General features: G+C 62.7%; 16 protein-coding genes. 5 read left to right on the forward strand and 11 right to left on the reverse strand.

Translation table 11 applies throughout. The annotated features are described in order from the left end of the window. Positions 1-7: 7 nt before the first annotated feature. The 4 genes from VNW74_RS06895 to VNW74_RS06910 form a co-directional block, all read right to left on the reverse strand. Positions 8-2,905 (reverse strand): MMPL family transporter, encoded by a 2,898-nt coding sequence (locus tag VNW74_RS06895; RefSeq protein ID WP_325675856.1) that lies wholly within the window; start codon positions 2,903-2,905, stop codon positions 8-10. Beyond that, positions 2,902-3,336 carry an MmpS family transport accessory protein gene (locus VNW74_RS06900; RefSeq protein ID WP_325675857.1) on the reverse strand — a complete coding sequence of 145 codons (435 nt, stop codon included), beginning with the start codon at positions 3,334-3,336 and terminating at the stop codon, positions 2,902-2,904. The genes VNW74_RS06895 and VNW74_RS06900 overlap by 4 nt, the downstream gene beginning before the upstream one ends. Positions 3,337-3,497: 161 nt before the next feature. After that, positions 3,498-4,094 (reverse strand): TetR family transcriptional regulator, encoded by a 597-nt coding sequence (locus VNW74_RS06905; RefSeq protein ID WP_414686620.1) that lies wholly within the window; start codon positions 4,092-4,094, stop codon positions 3,498-3,500. Between the two features lie 86 nt (positions 4,095-4,180). Continuing rightward, a complete protein-coding gene (locus VNW74_RS06910; protein WP_325675859.1) occupies positions 4,181-5,113 on the reverse strand; it encodes a TauD/TfdA family dioxygenase in 933 nt (310 codons plus the stop codon). 69 nt (positions 5,114-5,182) lie between these two features. On the opposite strand from VNW74_RS06910, the gene VNW74_RS06915 reads away from it, so the two are divergent. After that, positions 5,183-5,752 carry a TetR/AcrR family transcriptional regulator gene (locus VNW74_RS06915; protein ID WP_325675860.1) on the forward strand — a complete coding sequence of 190 codons (570 nt, stop codon included), beginning with the start codon at positions 5,183-5,185 and terminating at the stop codon, positions 5,750-5,752. Between the two features lie 27 nt (positions 5,753-5,779). Here VNW74_RS06915 and VNW74_RS06920 read toward each other — a convergent pair whose 3' ends face one another. Both VNW74_RS06920 and VNW74_RS06925 read right to left on the reverse strand, forming a co-directional pair. Continuing rightward, on the reverse strand, positions 5,780-6,127 hold the full coding sequence (locus VNW74_RS06920; protein WP_325675861.1) for an STAS domain-containing protein: 348 nt from the start codon (positions 6,125-6,127) through the stop codon (positions 5,780-5,782). Positions 6,128-6,176: 49 nt separating this feature from the next. Then, positions 6,177-7,838, reverse strand: coding sequence for a PP2C family protein-serine/threonine phosphatase (locus tag VNW74_RS06925; protein WP_325675862.1), 1,662 nt, complete (start codon positions 7,836-7,838; stop codon positions 6,177-6,179). 279 nt (positions 7,839-8,117) lie between these two features. On the opposite strand from VNW74_RS06925, the gene VNW74_RS06930 reads away from it, so the two are divergent. The 4 genes from VNW74_RS06930 to VNW74_RS06945 are packed head-to-tail and all read left to right on the forward strand — an operon-like array spanning position 8,118 to position 11,008. Next, entirely contained in the window at positions 8,118-8,516 is a 399-nt protein-coding gene (locus tag VNW74_RS06930) for a Zn-ribbon domain-containing OB-fold protein (RefSeq protein WP_325675863.1), read from the forward strand. A gap of 39 nt (positions 8,517-8,555) precedes the next feature. Then, positions 8,556-9,767 carry a thiolase family protein gene (locus VNW74_RS06935; protein WP_325675864.1) on the forward strand — a complete coding sequence of 404 codons (1,212 nt, stop codon included), beginning with the start codon at positions 8,556-8,558 and terminating at the stop codon, positions 9,765-9,767. A gap of 38 nt (positions 9,768-9,805) precedes the next feature. After that, positions 9,806-10,693, forward strand: coding sequence for a fructose bisphosphate aldolase (locus VNW74_RS06940; protein WP_325675865.1), 888 nt, complete (start codon positions 9,806-9,808; stop codon positions 10,691-10,693). Positions 10,694-10,708: 15 nt separating this feature from the next. Further along, on the forward strand, positions 10,709-11,008 hold the full coding sequence (locus VNW74_RS06945; RefSeq protein ID WP_325675866.1) for a hypothetical protein: 300 nt from the start codon (positions 10,709-10,711) through the stop codon (positions 11,006-11,008). Here the strand turns inward: VNW74_RS06945 and VNW74_RS06950 are convergent. Genes VNW74_RS06950 through VNW74_RS06970 form a run of 5 tightly spaced genes read right to left on the reverse strand, consistent with a single transcriptional unit; the run spans position 11,005 to position 15,498 of the window. Continuing rightward, positions 11,005-11,613, reverse strand: a complete 609-nt coding sequence (locus VNW74_RS06950) for a DNA-3-methyladenine glycosylase I (protein WP_325675867.1) — start codon at positions 11,611-11,613, stop codon at positions 11,005-11,007. The two genes, VNW74_RS06945 and VNW74_RS06950, sit on opposite strands and share 4 nt — an antisense overlap. Positions 11,614-11,628: 15 nt before the next feature. After that, the gene (locus VNW74_RS06955; protein WP_325675868.1) at positions 11,629-12,867 is read right to left on the reverse strand and encodes a thiolase family protein; all 1,239 of its coding nucleotides are present in this window, start codon (positions 12,865-12,867) and stop codon (positions 11,629-11,631) included. Positions 12,868-12,872: 5 nt separating this feature from the next. Next, a complete protein-coding gene (locus VNW74_RS06960; RefSeq protein ID WP_325675869.1) occupies positions 12,873-13,817 on the reverse strand; it encodes an aldo/keto reductase in 945 nt (314 codons plus the stop codon). A gap of 19 nt (positions 13,818-13,836) precedes the next feature. Next, positions 13,837-14,703 carry an ABC transporter substrate-binding protein gene (locus VNW74_RS06965; RefSeq protein WP_325675870.1) on the reverse strand — a complete coding sequence of 289 codons (867 nt, stop codon included), beginning with the start codon at positions 14,701-14,703 and terminating at the stop codon, positions 13,837-13,839. A gap of 51 nt (positions 14,704-14,754) precedes the next feature. Next, positions 14,755-15,498, reverse strand: a complete 744-nt coding sequence (locus tag VNW74_RS06970; protein WP_325675871.1) for an SDR family NAD(P)-dependent oxidoreductase — start codon at positions 15,496-15,498, stop codon at positions 14,755-14,757. Positions 15,499-15,861: the final 363 nt, after the last annotated feature.

The following is a 15,861-nucleotide window of genomic DNA, read 5'->3' on the forward strand; positions in this document are numbered from 1 at the left end:
CGGAACCCTAAGCGGAAACTAGAGATTCAGCCTTCTTGGCCGGCGCCGGCCATGGTGAGGGGACCGGCCGCTGCCGGACAATCTGTGGCCACCAGAACCACTTGCCCAATAGCGCGGCAATCGACGGCGTCATCAGTGACCGGACGACAAGCGTGTCGAACAGCAGGCCGAGGCCGATCGTGGTGCCGACCTGGCCGATGACCGTCAGCTGGCTGACCGCCATCGTCATCATCGTGAAGGCGAACACCAGCCCAGCCGAGGTGACGACCGACCCGGTGCCGCCCATCGATCGGATGATCCCGGTGTTCAAGCCGGCGTGGATCTCCTCCTTGAACCGCGACACCAACAGCAAGTTGTAGTCGGCGCCGACCGCAAGCAGGATGATGACCGACATCGCCAGCACCATCCAGTGCAGTTCGATGCCGATGAGGTGCTGCCAGATGAGCACCGACAGCCCGAACGATGCGCCCAGCGATAGCACAACGGTGCCCACGATCACCGCCGAGGCCACCACACTTCGCGTGATGATCAGCATGATGATGAAAATTAGGCACAGCGAGGCGATTCCGGCGATCAGCAAGTCATCGTCGCTGCCGTCGTGCATGTCCTTGAAGGTGGCGGCGGTGCCGCCGAGATAGATCTTCGATCCCTCCAGCGGCGTGCCCTTCAGCGCTTCCGCCGCTGCCTTCTTGATCGCATCGATATGTGAAATCCCTTCCGCCGTCATCGGATCGCCTTGGTGGCTGATGATGAACCGCACAGCGTGGCCGTTGGGGGAAAGGAAATTCTTCATACCGCGCTTGAACTCGGCGTTGTTGAACGTCTCCGGAGGCAGGTAGAACGAGTCGTCGTTCTTGGATGCGTCGAATGCCTTACCCATCGCGCTGGTGTTTTTCTGCGCCTCCGTCTGCTGGTCCTGCAGACCTTTTTGGGTCGAGTACATCGTCAGCATCGTCGTCTTCATGCTCTTCATGTTCGCGATCATCTCGGGCATCAACGCCGTGAGCTGAGGCATGAGGGTGTCGAGGTGATCCATGATGGGTAGCAGGCTCTCGATGTCGTCGGTCATCGTGTCGATGCCGTCGAGCCCATCGAAGACGGACCGCAGAGACCAGCACACCGGGATGTCAAAGCAGTGTTTCTCCCAGTAGAAATAGCTGCGGATAGGTCGGAAGAAGTCCTCGAAATCCGCCATGTGGTCCCGCAATTCGGCGACATCGATGGTCATGTCGTGCATCTTTTTCACCATGGCATGCATATCGTCGGACATCTGCTGGGTCAGGCTCTGCATCTTCACCATGCTGTCGATCGTGGTCTGCATCTCGTCGGCCTGCTTGAGCATGTCGGTCATCTGATCTTGCTGGTACTTCTGGTTCATCTGTTGGGTGACGCCCTGCATGCTGATTTGAAAGGGGATCGAGGTGTGCTCAATGGGCGTACCTTGGGGCCGCGTGATCGCTTGCACGCGACCGATTCCGGGCACTCGAAAGATCGCCTTGGCGATTTTGTCGATGACCAGGAAATCCGCGGAATTGCGTAGATCGTGGTCACTTTCGATCATCAGCAGCTCGGGATTCATCCGCGCCTGGGAGAAATGCCGATCTGCTGCGGCGTAGCCGGCGTTCGCCGGCAGATCGGCGGGCAAGTATTTGCGATCGTTGTAGTTGGTCTGGTACCCGGGCAGGGCGAGCAGGCCGACCAGTGCGACCGCGATCGTCATGATCAGGACCGGGCCGGGCCAGCGCACGACGACCGCGCCGATCTTGCGCCAGCCGCGAATGCGTTGCGTCCGCTGCGGCTCGAGTATCTGCCGGAAGCGCGTCGCCACAGAGATGACCGCGGGGCCGAGCGTCAATGCCGCCGCGACGACGACCACCATGCCGATGGCCAACGGGATACCCAGCGTCTGGAAGTAGGGAAGGTTGGTGAAGTGCAGGCAGAACGTCGCACCGGCGATGGTCATGCCCGACCCGAGTACGACGTGTGCGGTGCCGCCAAACATGCTGTAGTACGCATCTTCTCGGGACTCGCCTGCACCGCGGGCTTCTTGATAGCGGCCTATCAGGAAGATCGCATAGTCGGTGGCCGCCGCGATCGCCAACGTGACCAACAGGTTGGTCGCGAACGTCGAGAGCCCGATGATCTTGTAGTAGCCGAGAAAGGCGACCATTCCGCGGGCGGCAGTGAGCTCGAGCGTGACCATCGCCAGCGTGAGCAGCATCGTGATGATCGACCGGTAGACCAATAGCAGCATCGAAATGATGACTAAGAACGTGACGGTTGTGATCACTTGCAGGCTGCGGTCACCGGCGATGTGTTGATCCGCCGACAATGCGGCAGGTCCGGTCACGTAGGCCTTGACCCCGGTGGGTGCGGGCACGCTTTTGACGATCTGTTGGACGGCCTCGACCGATTCGTTGGCGAGCGCTTCACCCTGGTTACCGGCGAGGTATACCTGGACGTAGGCGGCTTTGGCGTCGTTGCTTTGGGCACCCGCCCCGGTCAGCGGATCGCTCCACAGGTCCTGAACGTGTTCGACGTGTTTGGTGTCGGCGTCGAGCTTTCTGACGATCTGGTCGTAGTACGTGTGCGCCTGGTTGCTGAGCGGGTTTTGGCCCTCCAGAACGATCATCACCGAGCTGTTCGACTTGTACTCGCCGAATACCTGGCCCACGTGCTTGGTCGCGATCACCGATTGCGCGTCGTCGGGGCTCATCGACACCGAGCGCATCTGTCCGACGATGTCGAGCTGCGGAACAACGGTGTTGAGCACCGCGATGATCGCGATCCAGCCCAGGATGATGGGTACGGCGAACGTGCGGATAAAGCGCGGAATCGCAGGCCGCGCTGCGTGTTTGGCTACGGGAATGGCATCGGTTCGGGCGTCGTCGAAGCGTGTGCTCATGCTGATTTCACCAAGCAGAAGGTCAGGGCGTGCACTCCGTTAGATATTTTCTCGGCCTTGACCTCGTTATCGATGGTGATACGGCAACCGAGGTAATCGCCGTCGCTTTGTGCCGAGATGTTCGGGAACACCGAAGGGGCAGTCGTACTGAGGACCAACGTCCACGGCAGCGGCGCTCCGTCTATCCGCTGCGGATCGGCGCTGAGATCTAGATAGTTGACGTTGGCGCGCGGTGCCGATCCGAAGATCTCGTATTTGACGACCTTGGGCTTGAACGGCTTGGAGTCGTCTACCCGTGCGCTGGTCACGCCGGCGGCGTTCTCGGCGCCGAAGAACGACTTGACCCGCGCCACGGTGAAGCCGCCGGCCACCATGACCGCGGTGATCAACAGCGGCAGCCACGCGTTGCGGACAATCTTCGATAACTGCACCTAGACGCTTTCTTTCCACGAGTTACGTTGCACCACAAAGAGCTTCGGTAATAGCAGAGACTCACGCGGTCGCCCGTGCATCGTCAGGTACCGCTGTGAAATCATACTACATAATGTGCAGATTTTGCAGAATGTGCAACATTAATGAACGGTGTTTCAGATCACTTCGTGAAAATGCTGTTGACCAGCGCAGCAGCGCGCTCGACGTAGGGCATCGGTGTGTCCTCCGCATCCTTGGGCCCGCCGCTCGTCCAACTCTCGATGCCAGAACGCACGGCCGTCAGTGCCAGCGCGGAGATCAACGCGGGGATCTCGTCGTCGGGCCGCATCGCTTGGCGGCGGGCGACGATGTCGGTCAAGTGGTTCTGAAACCGCTCCAAATCGGCCAGGAAAGCAGCCAACACCGCGGGGGTCGTTTTGGCGAGTTCCAGCATGCCTTCCGCCTGTTCGCGCGCCGGGGGCATGTCGCGGAGATGGTGTGCCGCCAGGGTGATCAGCTCTGCCAGGACCACCGAATAGGGGGCAGGTCCGGCCGCGACGAATTCGGCGACCAGCTCTGCCGGTATGTCAGATGGGCCGTAGGCGATCGCCGACTCTTTGTTCGAGAAGTAGTTGAAGAACGTGCGCGATGAAATCCCGGCCTCGACACAGATTTCTTCGATGGTCACCTTGTCGAAGCCGCGCTCGCGCGCCAGCCGCACCGCGGCATCGCGGATGTCCGCGCTGGTCTGACGGCGGCGCCGCTCGCGCAGACCCATCTGAGTCCCCACCCGCCCATCGTTGCACGTAATGCAAACATTGCAGCCAAATGGCGTCGAGCCTCGTGGCAGGGCGCGGCGGCGGCTCAAGCCACGCGAGTTGTCGGGCTGTCGATCACGGAGTATTCAGTGGCGTCGCCGGCGACTACCCGGCTGTGTTCACCGTGCACACTCACCGGGATATCGCCGGCCAGCGTAATCCGGTGCATCCGGCGCGGCTGCTTTCCGTAATCGGAGACGGCGTAGTGCTGGGTCGCACGGTTGTCCCACATCGCGACGTCGCCGGGCTCCCAATTCCATCGAATCGTGTTCTCTAGCCAGGTAATACGATCCTGGAAGATCCGGAACAAGGCCTGTGACTCGCTGCCGGTAACGCCCAGAATGCGCTTGACAAAGTTACCGAGGAGCAGTGATCGTTCGCCGGTCTCGGGATGCACCCGCACCACCGGATGGTGAGTTTCGAAATGTGCCGAATGAAATTCGGCAGCGTATTTCAACACTGCGTCGGGGTTGGCCTGCAACGCCGCCAACTTGGCCGGATCGATTTGGGCGTAGTCGAACTCGTTGCTATGCATCGCCCACAGACTCTCGGCGAGCTGCTGCAGAGGCTGTGGCAACTGCTGATAGGCAGCCACGGTCGACGCCCAGGTGGTGGTGCCGCCGTAGGAAGGCAGTTCGACGGCGCGCAGGATGGAGGCTTTCGGAACCCGGTCAACGAAGGTGACGTCGGTGTGCCACTGGTTGGCGCCTTGACCGTCAAAAGACTCCAGCCGCATGACCCGGCTTCCTTCGAATTTCAGGGTGGGGTGCGGAGTCGTTGGGACACCCAGGCTCTCCGCGAAGGCGAAGTGTGACTCGTCGTCCAGGTGCTGCTGACCGCGGAAGAACAACACTTTGTGCTGTGCCAGTGTGCGATTGATCGCGGCCGCGGTTTCAGCATCGAGGCCACCGAGTCGCACGCCGTCGACCCGCGCACCGATGTTCTCGCTCACCTTCACCACACGAAGATCACTGCTCATGGCCGTCCCTTCCCGTCTTTCATCGTGTAGGCGGCTGTCTACACGATGGTCATCAGCTACTGTACACAGATGGCTACATCGGAGGCAACGGTTGCGGTCACCGCGAAACCAATGGGCAAAGAGGAGGTCGTCGCCGCCGTCCTGGAAGCGGCAGGCGAGCTATTCGCAGAGAGGGGACCGGCTGCCACTTCGATTCGTGAGGTCGCCGCACGGGCCGGGGTGAACCACGGCCTGCTGCATCGCCATTTCGGGAGCAAACGCCAACTGCTCGCAGCGACGCTGCAGCATCTCGCCGATTCCGCGGCGGCGCTGCGTGATTCCGGGGCGTCGGTGGAGCAACTGGAGGCCGCGCACGAACTTCAGGCGCGTGTCATGGTGCGTTCGACGCTCGACGGATATCCCATCGAAGAACTCCAGAAGCGCTTTCCGGGAATGGAACGGTTCCTGGACCAGGTGAGCTCCGGCCACACCGACGAACGCAAGGCACGGTTGTCGGCCGCGCATGCGATGGCACTGCAATTCGGGTGGGGGCTGATGGCCCCAACCTTGCGGGTCGCGTTCGGCCTCAACGACCTCAGTGATGCCGAGATCCGAGATGCGGTAGCAGAGCAAGTCACGAAAATCGTTGCACCGCAATGACTGACCACCGCGACAGCTCAAGCGGCGTCACCGAACGCCGGTATCCGTTTGCGCATCGGAGTGCGACGAAACGAAGTGCCCGAACAGCCCGGTGACGTGCAGGACCCGTTCCAGGATGGGCGGTCGGTGGTCGAGATGAAGACGGACGCCAGCCTGGGAGGCGCGGCGGCGGATGAGAGCCAGGCCGGATAGGGCCGACGAGTCGAGAAATGTCAGCCCGCTGAAATCGAGATGCAGATTCGCCAGGTCGATCTGTTGGGCCAGTAACCGTGTTGCAGTGTCGACCACGTCATCGATGGTCAGGTAGTCGAGGTCACCGACGACCTGCAAGCAGGCCGATCGTGCTGTGGTGGTCATGGTCACGGAAAGAGTCATGCAGCGGCACCAGTAACGCTCGTGGTAGCGGTACGGACGTCAGAGAGGCTCAAGCTGTGTACCTCCCCCGGGGGTGGCGGTCGACCGCGCTGAGGTGTGTGCGGCGCGGGGCGGTGATGGCTACGACGGCGATGTCGTCGTGGACCTCCTGACCGACCCATTGCGTGGCGAGCATCATGACGCGATCGACCACCGCCTCGGCCGGCATTCCGGCACACTCGGCCAGCGCGGCCTTCAACCGCTGCTCGCCGAACATGTACCCGCCCAGCGAGTCGCCCCGTGCCTCGATGACTCCATCGGTGTACAGCACGCAGGTCTCGCCGGGCGCGAGCGAGGTTTCAAACGACCGCACTGTGATGCTCGGCAAAGCGCCGACGAGTGTGCCGCGGGTGTCGGCCTGTTCCACCTGCCCGCCGTCGCGCACGATCAGCGGTGGCAAGTGGCCGGCGCAGGTCAACCGCAGGCCCACCCCGCCGTCTCGGTGGGCGACCGAGGCCAGCACCAAGGTGGCGAAACGGGCGTGCTCGGTGGACAGCATTGCGGCGTTGAGTAATTCGAGCACAGCCTCGTGGTCTCCGGCCAGTGGCGTCAACGCCTGCAGCGTGTTGCGGATCTTGCCGGTCAGCATCGCGGCCTCTAGTCCCTTGCCGCACACATCTCCCAGCACCACCAGCGTCTCCCCTTCTGGGGTTGCCGCGGCGTGTAAGTCGTAGAAGTCGCCGCCAACGACCTCGTAATTCTCCGAGGCCCGGTAACCGCCGGCGAACTCAATTCCGTGCACCGGGTGTAACTGCGGAGGCAACAGATCGCGCATCAGCGTGCGGGTGGTCGCGGCCTGCTCCGCGTACAGCCGGGCGGCGGACAACGCCGCGCCGGCCCGCGCCGCGAACAGTCGCGCAAGCACCTCTTCGCCTTCGCTGAAGACCGCCTCGTCGGTGCGCCGCAGCAGCACCAGCGCTCCTGCCGAAACACCGTGCCCTGGCAGCGGAGTGATCGTCGCCGATCCCACCGCCCCGGTAAAGCTATGCGGGATCAGCCAATCCGGCAGTGTCGCGGGGTCGATCCAGCGCAGGGGAACCGGCGGGAACCCGCGTAGCGCGTCACTCAAACCTGGGACCACTGTCGGATCGGCATTGACGCTGCGCTGCTCCACCGCGCCGGTTGAGTCACCGTAAAAGATCGGCAACCGCCGGCCACGGCTTGCCGGGGCAACGACCACTGCCGCATCCGCCAGGTGTCGGGCCGCCATGCGCGCGATGGCTTCCCGGCAGCGATCGATGTTCACTGACGCCATCAACACCGACGACGCCTCGAGCAGAAACACCGCGCGTTCCTCCTCGCGCGCCAGTGCGTGCTGCGCCTCCCGCAGCACCTGGCCGGAATCCTCGACCAGCGACCACGCCACCTCTCCGCCCGGAAGCCTCGCCGGGTGCGCGTCGAACTTGCGCCCGCCCACGCAGCCGGATACGAAAGGCAACCCCTCGCCGTCTGGAGCCGAAGATGGCTGCACAAGAAGATCGTGTGCTTGTGACAGCCATCCGGCCGTGTTCTCCACGCGACTGCCCGGTATCGCTGCGGGCAACAAAGACTGCGCTGACGCACTTGATGCCCGGACGATTCCGGCCTGATCGACGACCAGCGTGGGGCAGGGAACGTAGGTCCACAACGATTCAAGATCGGTCTCGACACCTACGGGAGACCGCTTCTGCATGGCAATTGACCTACGAATCGTCGTATCGACTTAACTAGCGTTAGCCCGCAGTTTAAGCACATCGGTCGTCGCGGTGAAAGGCTCGCTTGCGTCCAATTAGGCGGATGTGCAGAAACTGGTTGGCACGCGGGCGATCTCAGCGGTCGGCCGAGTATTTGCTTCCGTTGAAGCCAGCAACTCTCGTCGGCTGATCATCACCTGTTCTAACTTGAAGGTGCCCGCTCTGTTGTTGCTGGTCCGCGAGCGCTACGGTCGATAACACAGGCGACGGAGGTTGGTATGGCCGGGAAAATCCCGTTGGTTGACTATCTGGTGCTCGACGACGGCGATCCGCATCTGATCGCGCAAGAATGCGCCAATTGCGGCGCCCGCTTCTTCGACCGACGCAACGCGTGCGCGGCCTGCTTCGCGACCGGGTTCACCACCGTCCCGGTCCCGACCGAGGGGACGGTCCGGGCGTTCACGATCGTCACCTTCGCCGCACCGGGCGTCCCCACCCCGTTTGTGGCGTCCGTGGTCGACTGCGACGGCACCCAGGTGCGCGCCAACCTGATCAACGTCGAGCCCGATCCCGAGCACGTCCGCGACGGGATGAAGGTGCGCCTGGCAACCTACCCGATGGGGACCGACTCGGCGGGTACCGAAGCGATCGGCTTCGGCTTCGAGCCCGCCGAATGATCAACCAGCACAGAACCGCCTGAAGAAGGAGCTACGACGATGAGCGCCAGCGACGAGATTTGGATTCTCGGGATCCGGATGACGAAGTTCGGCAAGCACCCCGACAAGGACACCGTCGACCTGGCGGCCGAGGCTGCGACCGCCGCGCTTGCCGACGCCGGCGTGACCATGGCCGACGTCGGTGTTATTGCCGCCGGGAACCTGATGGCCGCGAATGCCGGAATCGGTCAACAGCTGCAAAAGCAGATCGGCCAGACCGGCATCCCGGTGTACAACGTGGCCAACGCGTGCGCCACCGGGGCCACCGCGCTGCGGACCGCCATCATGGCCGTCAAGGCCGGCGAGGTGAAGTACGGATTGGCGGTCGGCGTGGAGAAGCTTTCCGGCGCAGGGCTGCTCGGCGCGGGCGGCAAGAAGAAGGCCGAAGCCGACGTCTGGGAGCCCAAGGGCCGCTACGGCGCTGTCGCGCCGGTCGACGGACGGATCGGCACGGAGGCCATGCCCGGTGTGTTCGCCCAGATCGGCACGGAGTACGGCCACAAATACGGCGGCACGAGCTTTGAGCTGTTCGCCAAGATCAGCGAGAAGAACCACGCTCATTCGACGCTGAACCCGCTGGCCGCCTACCAGAAGAAGTTCACTCTCGAGCAAATCATGAACGACGTCATGATCGCCTACCCGAACACACGCCCGATGTGCTCGGCCAACTGCGACGGCGCCGCAGCGGCAATCGTCTGCAACGGCGAGACGCTGAAGTCGTTGTCGCTCGAGCAGCGGCGGCGTGCGGTGAAGGTGTCGGCGTCGGTACTGACCACCGACCCCTACGAGGAGGGTTGCCAGGTGTTGCCGAACGTCAACACACTGACCCGCAACGCCGCCGCGACCGCCTACCAGCAGGCCGGCGTCGGCCCGACTGATTTGGACTTGGTTGAGTTGCACGACTGCTTCGCCACCGCCGAGCTGGTGCACTACGACAATCTGATGCTGTGCGAAGAAGGCGGCGCCGCAGACTTTTTCAACTCGGGCGCGACCTGGCGCGACGGCTCCACACCGGTGAACGTGTCGGGCGGGCTGCAGTCCAAGGGCCACCCCATCGCCGCCACCGGCATCGCCAACATCTGGGAAATCTGCCATCACCTTCGCGGCGAAGCCGGCGATCGTCAGATTGAGAACGCCAAAATCGGGCTGGCCCACGTGATCGGTCTGGGCTCCGCCTGCGGCGTGCACATCCTGGAAAAATCAGCGGCCTAGACAGGCGGCGGCTGCAGAGGGCTCCAGGAAGGACGGCAGTGAACCAAGAGCAACGCAACGTGATGGCATCAGGGCGTGGCTTCATCGCGGCCCTGGATCAAAGCGGGGGAAGCACCCCAAAAGCTCTGAAGCTATACGGGATTGCTGAGGACGCCTACCACGGCGACGAAGAGATGTTTGACCTCATCCATCAGATGCGTGAGCGCCTGATGTCGAGTCCGAGCTTCTCCGGGGACAAGATCCTGGCAACCATTCTTTTCGAGCAGACCATGGACCGCGCCATCAACGGCGAGCACACCGCGGCGTTCCTGTGGAAGCAAAAGCACATCGTGCCGTTCGTGAAGGTCGACCAGGGACTCAGCGACGCTGAAAACGGTGTGCAGCTGATGAAGCCGATGACGAAGCTCGATTCGTTACTCGAGCGGGCCGTCGATAAGGGCATTTTCGGTACCAAAATGCGCTCGTTCATCCAGGAAGCGAACGACGGCGGGATCAAAGCCATCGTCGACCAGCAGTTCGATTACGCGCACACGATCGCCGAACGCGGGCTCATGCCGATCATCGAGCCCGAGGTAAGCATCAAATGCCCCGACAAGCCCCGAGCGGACAGGCTGCTCGTGGCAGAGCTGAAGAGCAAGCTCGACGGGCTGGCCGGCGATGGGCAAGTCATGGTCAAGCTGACCCTGCCCGACGAGGACAACCTCTATGCGCCGCTGATTGAGCATCCCCGCGTTCTGCGTGTGGTCGCATTATCCGGTGGCTACAGCCTCGCGGAGAGTTGCACGATCCTGGCCCGCAATCACCGTCTGATCGCCAGCTTCTCGCGGGCGTTGACCGAGGGCTTGACTATCGACCAGAGCGATGCGGACTTCGACGAGAAGCTTCAATCGAATATCGATCAGATCTACGCCGCCTCGGTGACATAACCGGTAGCCGCCTCAATGAGCGAGCAGTCAGCGGATCCCGTTGACGACGGTCAAGCGTGGGCACACCGCCAGCGAGGCGCCTTCCCTGAGTGGGTGACCCGCTACGGCGGCGGCGACCCGACCCGATGGGACTTCGGGCTCGACTCGCTGAATATGTTGACGTACATCATCTTTGATCATTTCCCGACCGAGGATGCGATCGATCACCCGGACAACGCCGCGTTCAGCGGACCCGCCGTCTGGTACCTCGGCGAGATCGTGCGCCGCAGCGATCCGAAAAAGCTGCGCTGGTCACGTGGTGTAGGACCTCGTTAGTCCGCGGCGGGCGCGCGGAAGCAGCCTTCGAAATGCCCGTCCTCGATCCCGACGGTCTGCATAAACGAGTGGGCAACGACGGGGCCGACCAGCCGGAACCCCACCTTGCGTAGTGCTGCGGCGAGCTGGTGGGACTCGGGGCTTGTCATCCGACCATCGGCCCAGCTGCGCAGACGATAGTGCTCCCGCGGTTGATGCTGCCACACCAGTTGCGACAACGAGTATTTCGACAAAAGTCCAGCGTTGTGCAGTGTGGCCGCTATCTTTCGCCGATTGCGAACGATCGAGGTATCGGCCATCAGTCGTTCGACGTCGTCGTGGGTCATCGCGGCTACGGCCGCGGGGTCGAATCCGTAAAACGCAGCGCGAAAGTTGTCTCGCTTGTCGAAGACAGTCGCCCAGGACAGGCCGTTCTCGAAGTACGTCAGAACGAGCGCTTCGAACAGCATCGCTTCGTCGCGTGTCGGCGTTCCCCATTCGTGATCGTGATAGGCGGTCAGATCGCGGCCCGTCTCGGTCGCCCAGCGGCAGCGGGTGACGCCGTCGGCGGCGGTTATCACGGTGGCCAGCTCTGGCGGCACGCCGACACCGGCCATCGCCTTCATCGCTACAGTGTTTCGCTACCGCGCCTGTGGATTCTCAAGGACTAGCGCGATGCCCTGCCCCGAGCCGATGCACACACCCGTTACCCCGTATCGCGCGTTGCGTTCCCGCAGTTCGGTGGCCAGGGTCAGCGCATACCGGGTGCCCGAGGCACCGAATGGGTGCCCGGTGGCGACCGCTCCCCCGTTGGGGTTGAGTTTGTCGTCGGGGACAGTGAAACCGTCCAATTGATTGGGTAGTTCACGCAACACACCGAGCGCTTGGGCGCTGAATGCTTCGTGCACTTCCCAAACGTCGATCTGGTCAGGGGTGAGTCCGGCACGTTTGAGCGCCAAAGGAATCGCCCACGCCGGCGCCAGACCCATGATCAATGGATCGAGTGCATAGACCGCCGACGACACCACCCTGGCCAAAGGTGCGACACCGAGCTCGGCCGCCTTCTCCCCGGACGCGATCACGATCGCGCTGGCCCCGTCGGTGAGCGGCGATGAGTTGCCGGCGGTCATCTGGGTGGTGCCGGACTGGACCGGCAGAGCGGCCAGCCGTTCGGCGGTGGTGTCATCGCGAATGAACTCATCGTGCTCGAACACCCGCGCCGGGGTTTTCTTGGTTGCCGGGATCGGCACGGGCATAATCTCTTTGGCCAGTCGGCCGGAATCACGAGCGGCTGCGGCGTGGTGTTGGGACCGCAAGGCGAATGCGTCGATCTCTTCGCGCGTCAGTCCGTAACGGTCCGCCACGTTCTGCGCAGTCTCGATCATCGATATGTAGGCGTTGCGGGCCAACAGGGTTGGGTTTGGTGGGCCACCGGCCCCGGCCCACATCGTGTCGAGCAAGAAAACGGGGCCGCGGGGGGAGAACGGTGCGTCTCCTTTCATGTAGGCCCAGCCTGATCGGGACATCGACTCGACCCCGCAGGCGATTCCGGCATTCAAGTCACCGGCCATGATCGCGTGGCTGATGGCCACCGTCGCGCTCACTGACGAACCGCAGAACCGGTTGATCGTGGCGGCGGCGACACTGTCGGGGAAGCCGGCGGCCAGTGCGGCCCATCGGGCGACGTCACCCATTCCTTCGTGGGCTACGTTGACGCAGCCGGCGATGATGTCTTCGATCTGCTCGAGGGGTACCCCGACGTGCTCACAGGCACCTCGCATCGTCATGCCCAGCAGATCGTCGAGCCGCAGATGCGAAAGCGATCCCCCGTAGCGCGCGAACGGTGTACGCGTCCCGCCGAGAACGAATGCATCAGTCATATCTGTCACCTGTCCGAAGGCACCTCAGCGAATCCCGGTTCTCCGCCGTCGGCAACGGAATTGAACCGGATTCGAGTTTGATGCTCGCTGATCTCCTGAATTACGCTCTCGGGAAGCTCAGTCACATCGAAGTTCTCCCTGATGCGTGACGGCGTGACCGATCCGGTGAGAACCGCGGTGCCGCGCTGAATGCCCCAGGCCAAAAGCACTTGCGCAGGGGTTTTTTCAAAACGCTCAGCGATCGAGACGATGAGAGGGTCGTCGAGCAGTCGCGGTTCCAGGGCGTGCCCCAGCGACGCGAAGGCCAACAGGATGATCCCATGTGTCTTGCATAGTTCGTGGAGCTCCCATTGCGGGTGATACGGGTGCGACTCCACCTCGACGACCGCGGGCTTGATCCGGGCCGTGTCGATGATTTCCCGGGTGCGTTCCGCGCTGATGTCAGAAAGACCTATCGCTCCTGAAAGTCCCTCGTCGACAAGTGCTTCCATCGCAGCCCACGTTTCTTCTAACGTGATCCCTTCGTCGTAGATGACATCTCCATGCGGGTGGCGGGGATCTTGGTCATCTCCGGGCTGGAACGCGAACGGGGTGTGCACCAGATACAGATCGACGGCATCGAGCCCGAGTCTGTCCAGGCTGGCTTGTAGCGCGGGCTTGACCCGTTCAGGTCGATGGTTGTTGTTCCACAGCTTTGTGGTGACAAACAGGTCCTCGCGGCGCACCGTCCCGGCCGCGAACAACTCTCTGAGCGCCGCACCGACCTGCGCTTCGTTGCGGTATCGCTCGGCAGCGTCGAGGTGGCGGAAGCCCACCTCGACTGCTGTCTTGACGGCATCTTCGGTCTTTCTGTTATCGGAAAGCGAGGTCCCGAACCCGAGCGCCGGGATCTCACCGCTGCCGTTGTTCAGGACAAATTTGTGCTGATTGAGATTCTCATTCGATGCCATGGCTGTCAGCCTCATCTATTTATTGAGACGGCGCGTAGATGCCGTCTGCGGCTACCGACGCGACTCCGAGCTCGGCTGCGACCGCATCGACCGCACGCCGGGCGACGTCGAGGTTCACCCGGCCGTCGGAGGTGTAATACGGATGGATGTAGCGCTCGTAGTAGCGCTGCACCTCTTGATGTGTCATCCGGTCGAGAAACGACGCAATGTATTTGATGGTCAGATCGGGTTGGTCGGCCATCGTTTTCAGGGCGCGCTCGTTGGCCCGCACCAGCGCCTGCACCGCCGGGCTGTCGATCGGATTGTGGGTTGCGTCCACCGCGATTCCTACGGTGGGAATCTGGAAGTGGTCTCCCACCCAGGCCAGCACGTGGAAACCCTCCTCCTCGGCAACTTGCTCAGGTCCCAGGGTGCTGCCGACGTAGGCGGCGTCGATCGAGCCGTCACGCAGGTGCCGCAGGTCCATTTGGTAGTCACCCGGATGCCGCGCCACGCATTGCACGTCGCGGTCGGGGTCCAGACCGTGCTGACGCAGCACGATGCGTGCGAAGCACCCTGGCGGAGTATTTGCCGCGTGTACGGCGAGCCGGCGCCCGCGTAGGTCCGCCATGGATGTCACGCTGGCGTTGCCAAGAAACCAGAACAATGGACGGTCGGTGTTCATGCTCAGCACCGTCCATTCGAAGCCGTCGGTGAGCCGCGATAACACGGCCCGGCCGAGCCCGATGGTCGCACAAGTGCGCACACGCGTTATGTCCCAGTGGGTTCCATCCCGCAAGGCAACGTGGACGCCCTCGTCTTCGAAGTAGCCCTCTTGATCGGCCACGTAGGCGACCAACTCCTCATGGATGCCGCGCCCGACATAGGCGAGGTCGATCGTGTGCATCGCGCGAGTCCTTCCTTCAATTGGATGAGATCCGATGCAGCGCAGCCGTATTCAATCCATCGTCAGGCCGCCGTCGAGTGGGAAGTAGTGACCGGTGGTGAAGCCGGAATCCTCACTCGCCAAGAAAGCCAGCGTCTTGGCCACCTCGTCGGGCGTGACGAGTCGTCCCATTGGCGCAGCCGCACTGAGCGCACTTAACTGTTCGGGCGTCAACTTCTGGTTCATCGACGTACCCTGCACCGTTGCCGGTGCGACGAGGTTGGCGGTGATTCCGTGCGGCGCCAGCTCGAGTGCGATGTAGCGGGCAAACTGATTCATGGCCGCCTTGGGGACGCCGAGGTTGATCATGCCGTTGCGTGGATGCCGCGACGGCTCTGCGGTGAGGTACAGCAGACGGCCATAGCCACGGGAAGTCATGCCCGGCACAACGGCTTTGGTGAGAAGAAACGCGGCGTGCAGCTCTCGGTCCAGCTTTCCACCGAGCTGTTCCCAGGTCAGATCGGCGAACGAGACGATGTCGTAGGGGATCAATGCGTTGTGCACGAGCACGTCGATCCGGCCCCACCGCTGTTCGGTTTCGCCGACCATCGCCGAGACGTCATCCGAGACGGTGACGTCGGCCCGAACCGCCACCGCCTCACCGCCGGTCGCGGCGATCGCCGCGACCACTTCTTCTGCCTCCTCGGCGCTCGAGTGGTAGTTGACGACCACCCGGAAGCCGCGTTCGGCAAGAACCCGCGCAGTCGCAGCGCCGATTCCGCGGCTGGCTCCAGTGATGATCGCGACTTGTGACATCAGAGTTGGCCTCCGTGTGAAGAGTTGAGGTCTTTGACCCGCAGGTGATGACAATTTCTCCGGCCGACCGCGCCGCATGAACTTGCCGATTGGGCGGTAGTTCGCCCCAGCAACATCACCTGATTTCTGCAGGACGTCTTCAGCAGCAGATGCTACGGCGCGAAACGGTGCCGGTACAGATGTCGACCGCAGATTTAACGCCCGCGACCTGCGTGAGCCTATGGTGTACCGCCGCCGCTGCTGACATGATCACTATCGTGGAATCCCCGCCGACGCATGGCTGGATGAGGGCCGACACCATGCCACTCGCGCCTGATCCTGACGACCGCGCGACCAATCGATTGTCGAGGATCCGATGACAGC

It is taken from the genome of Mycobacterium sp. (assembly GCF_035570115.1).
GTDB lineage: Bacteria > Actinomycetota > Actinomycetes > Mycobacteriales > Mycobacteriaceae > Mycobacterium.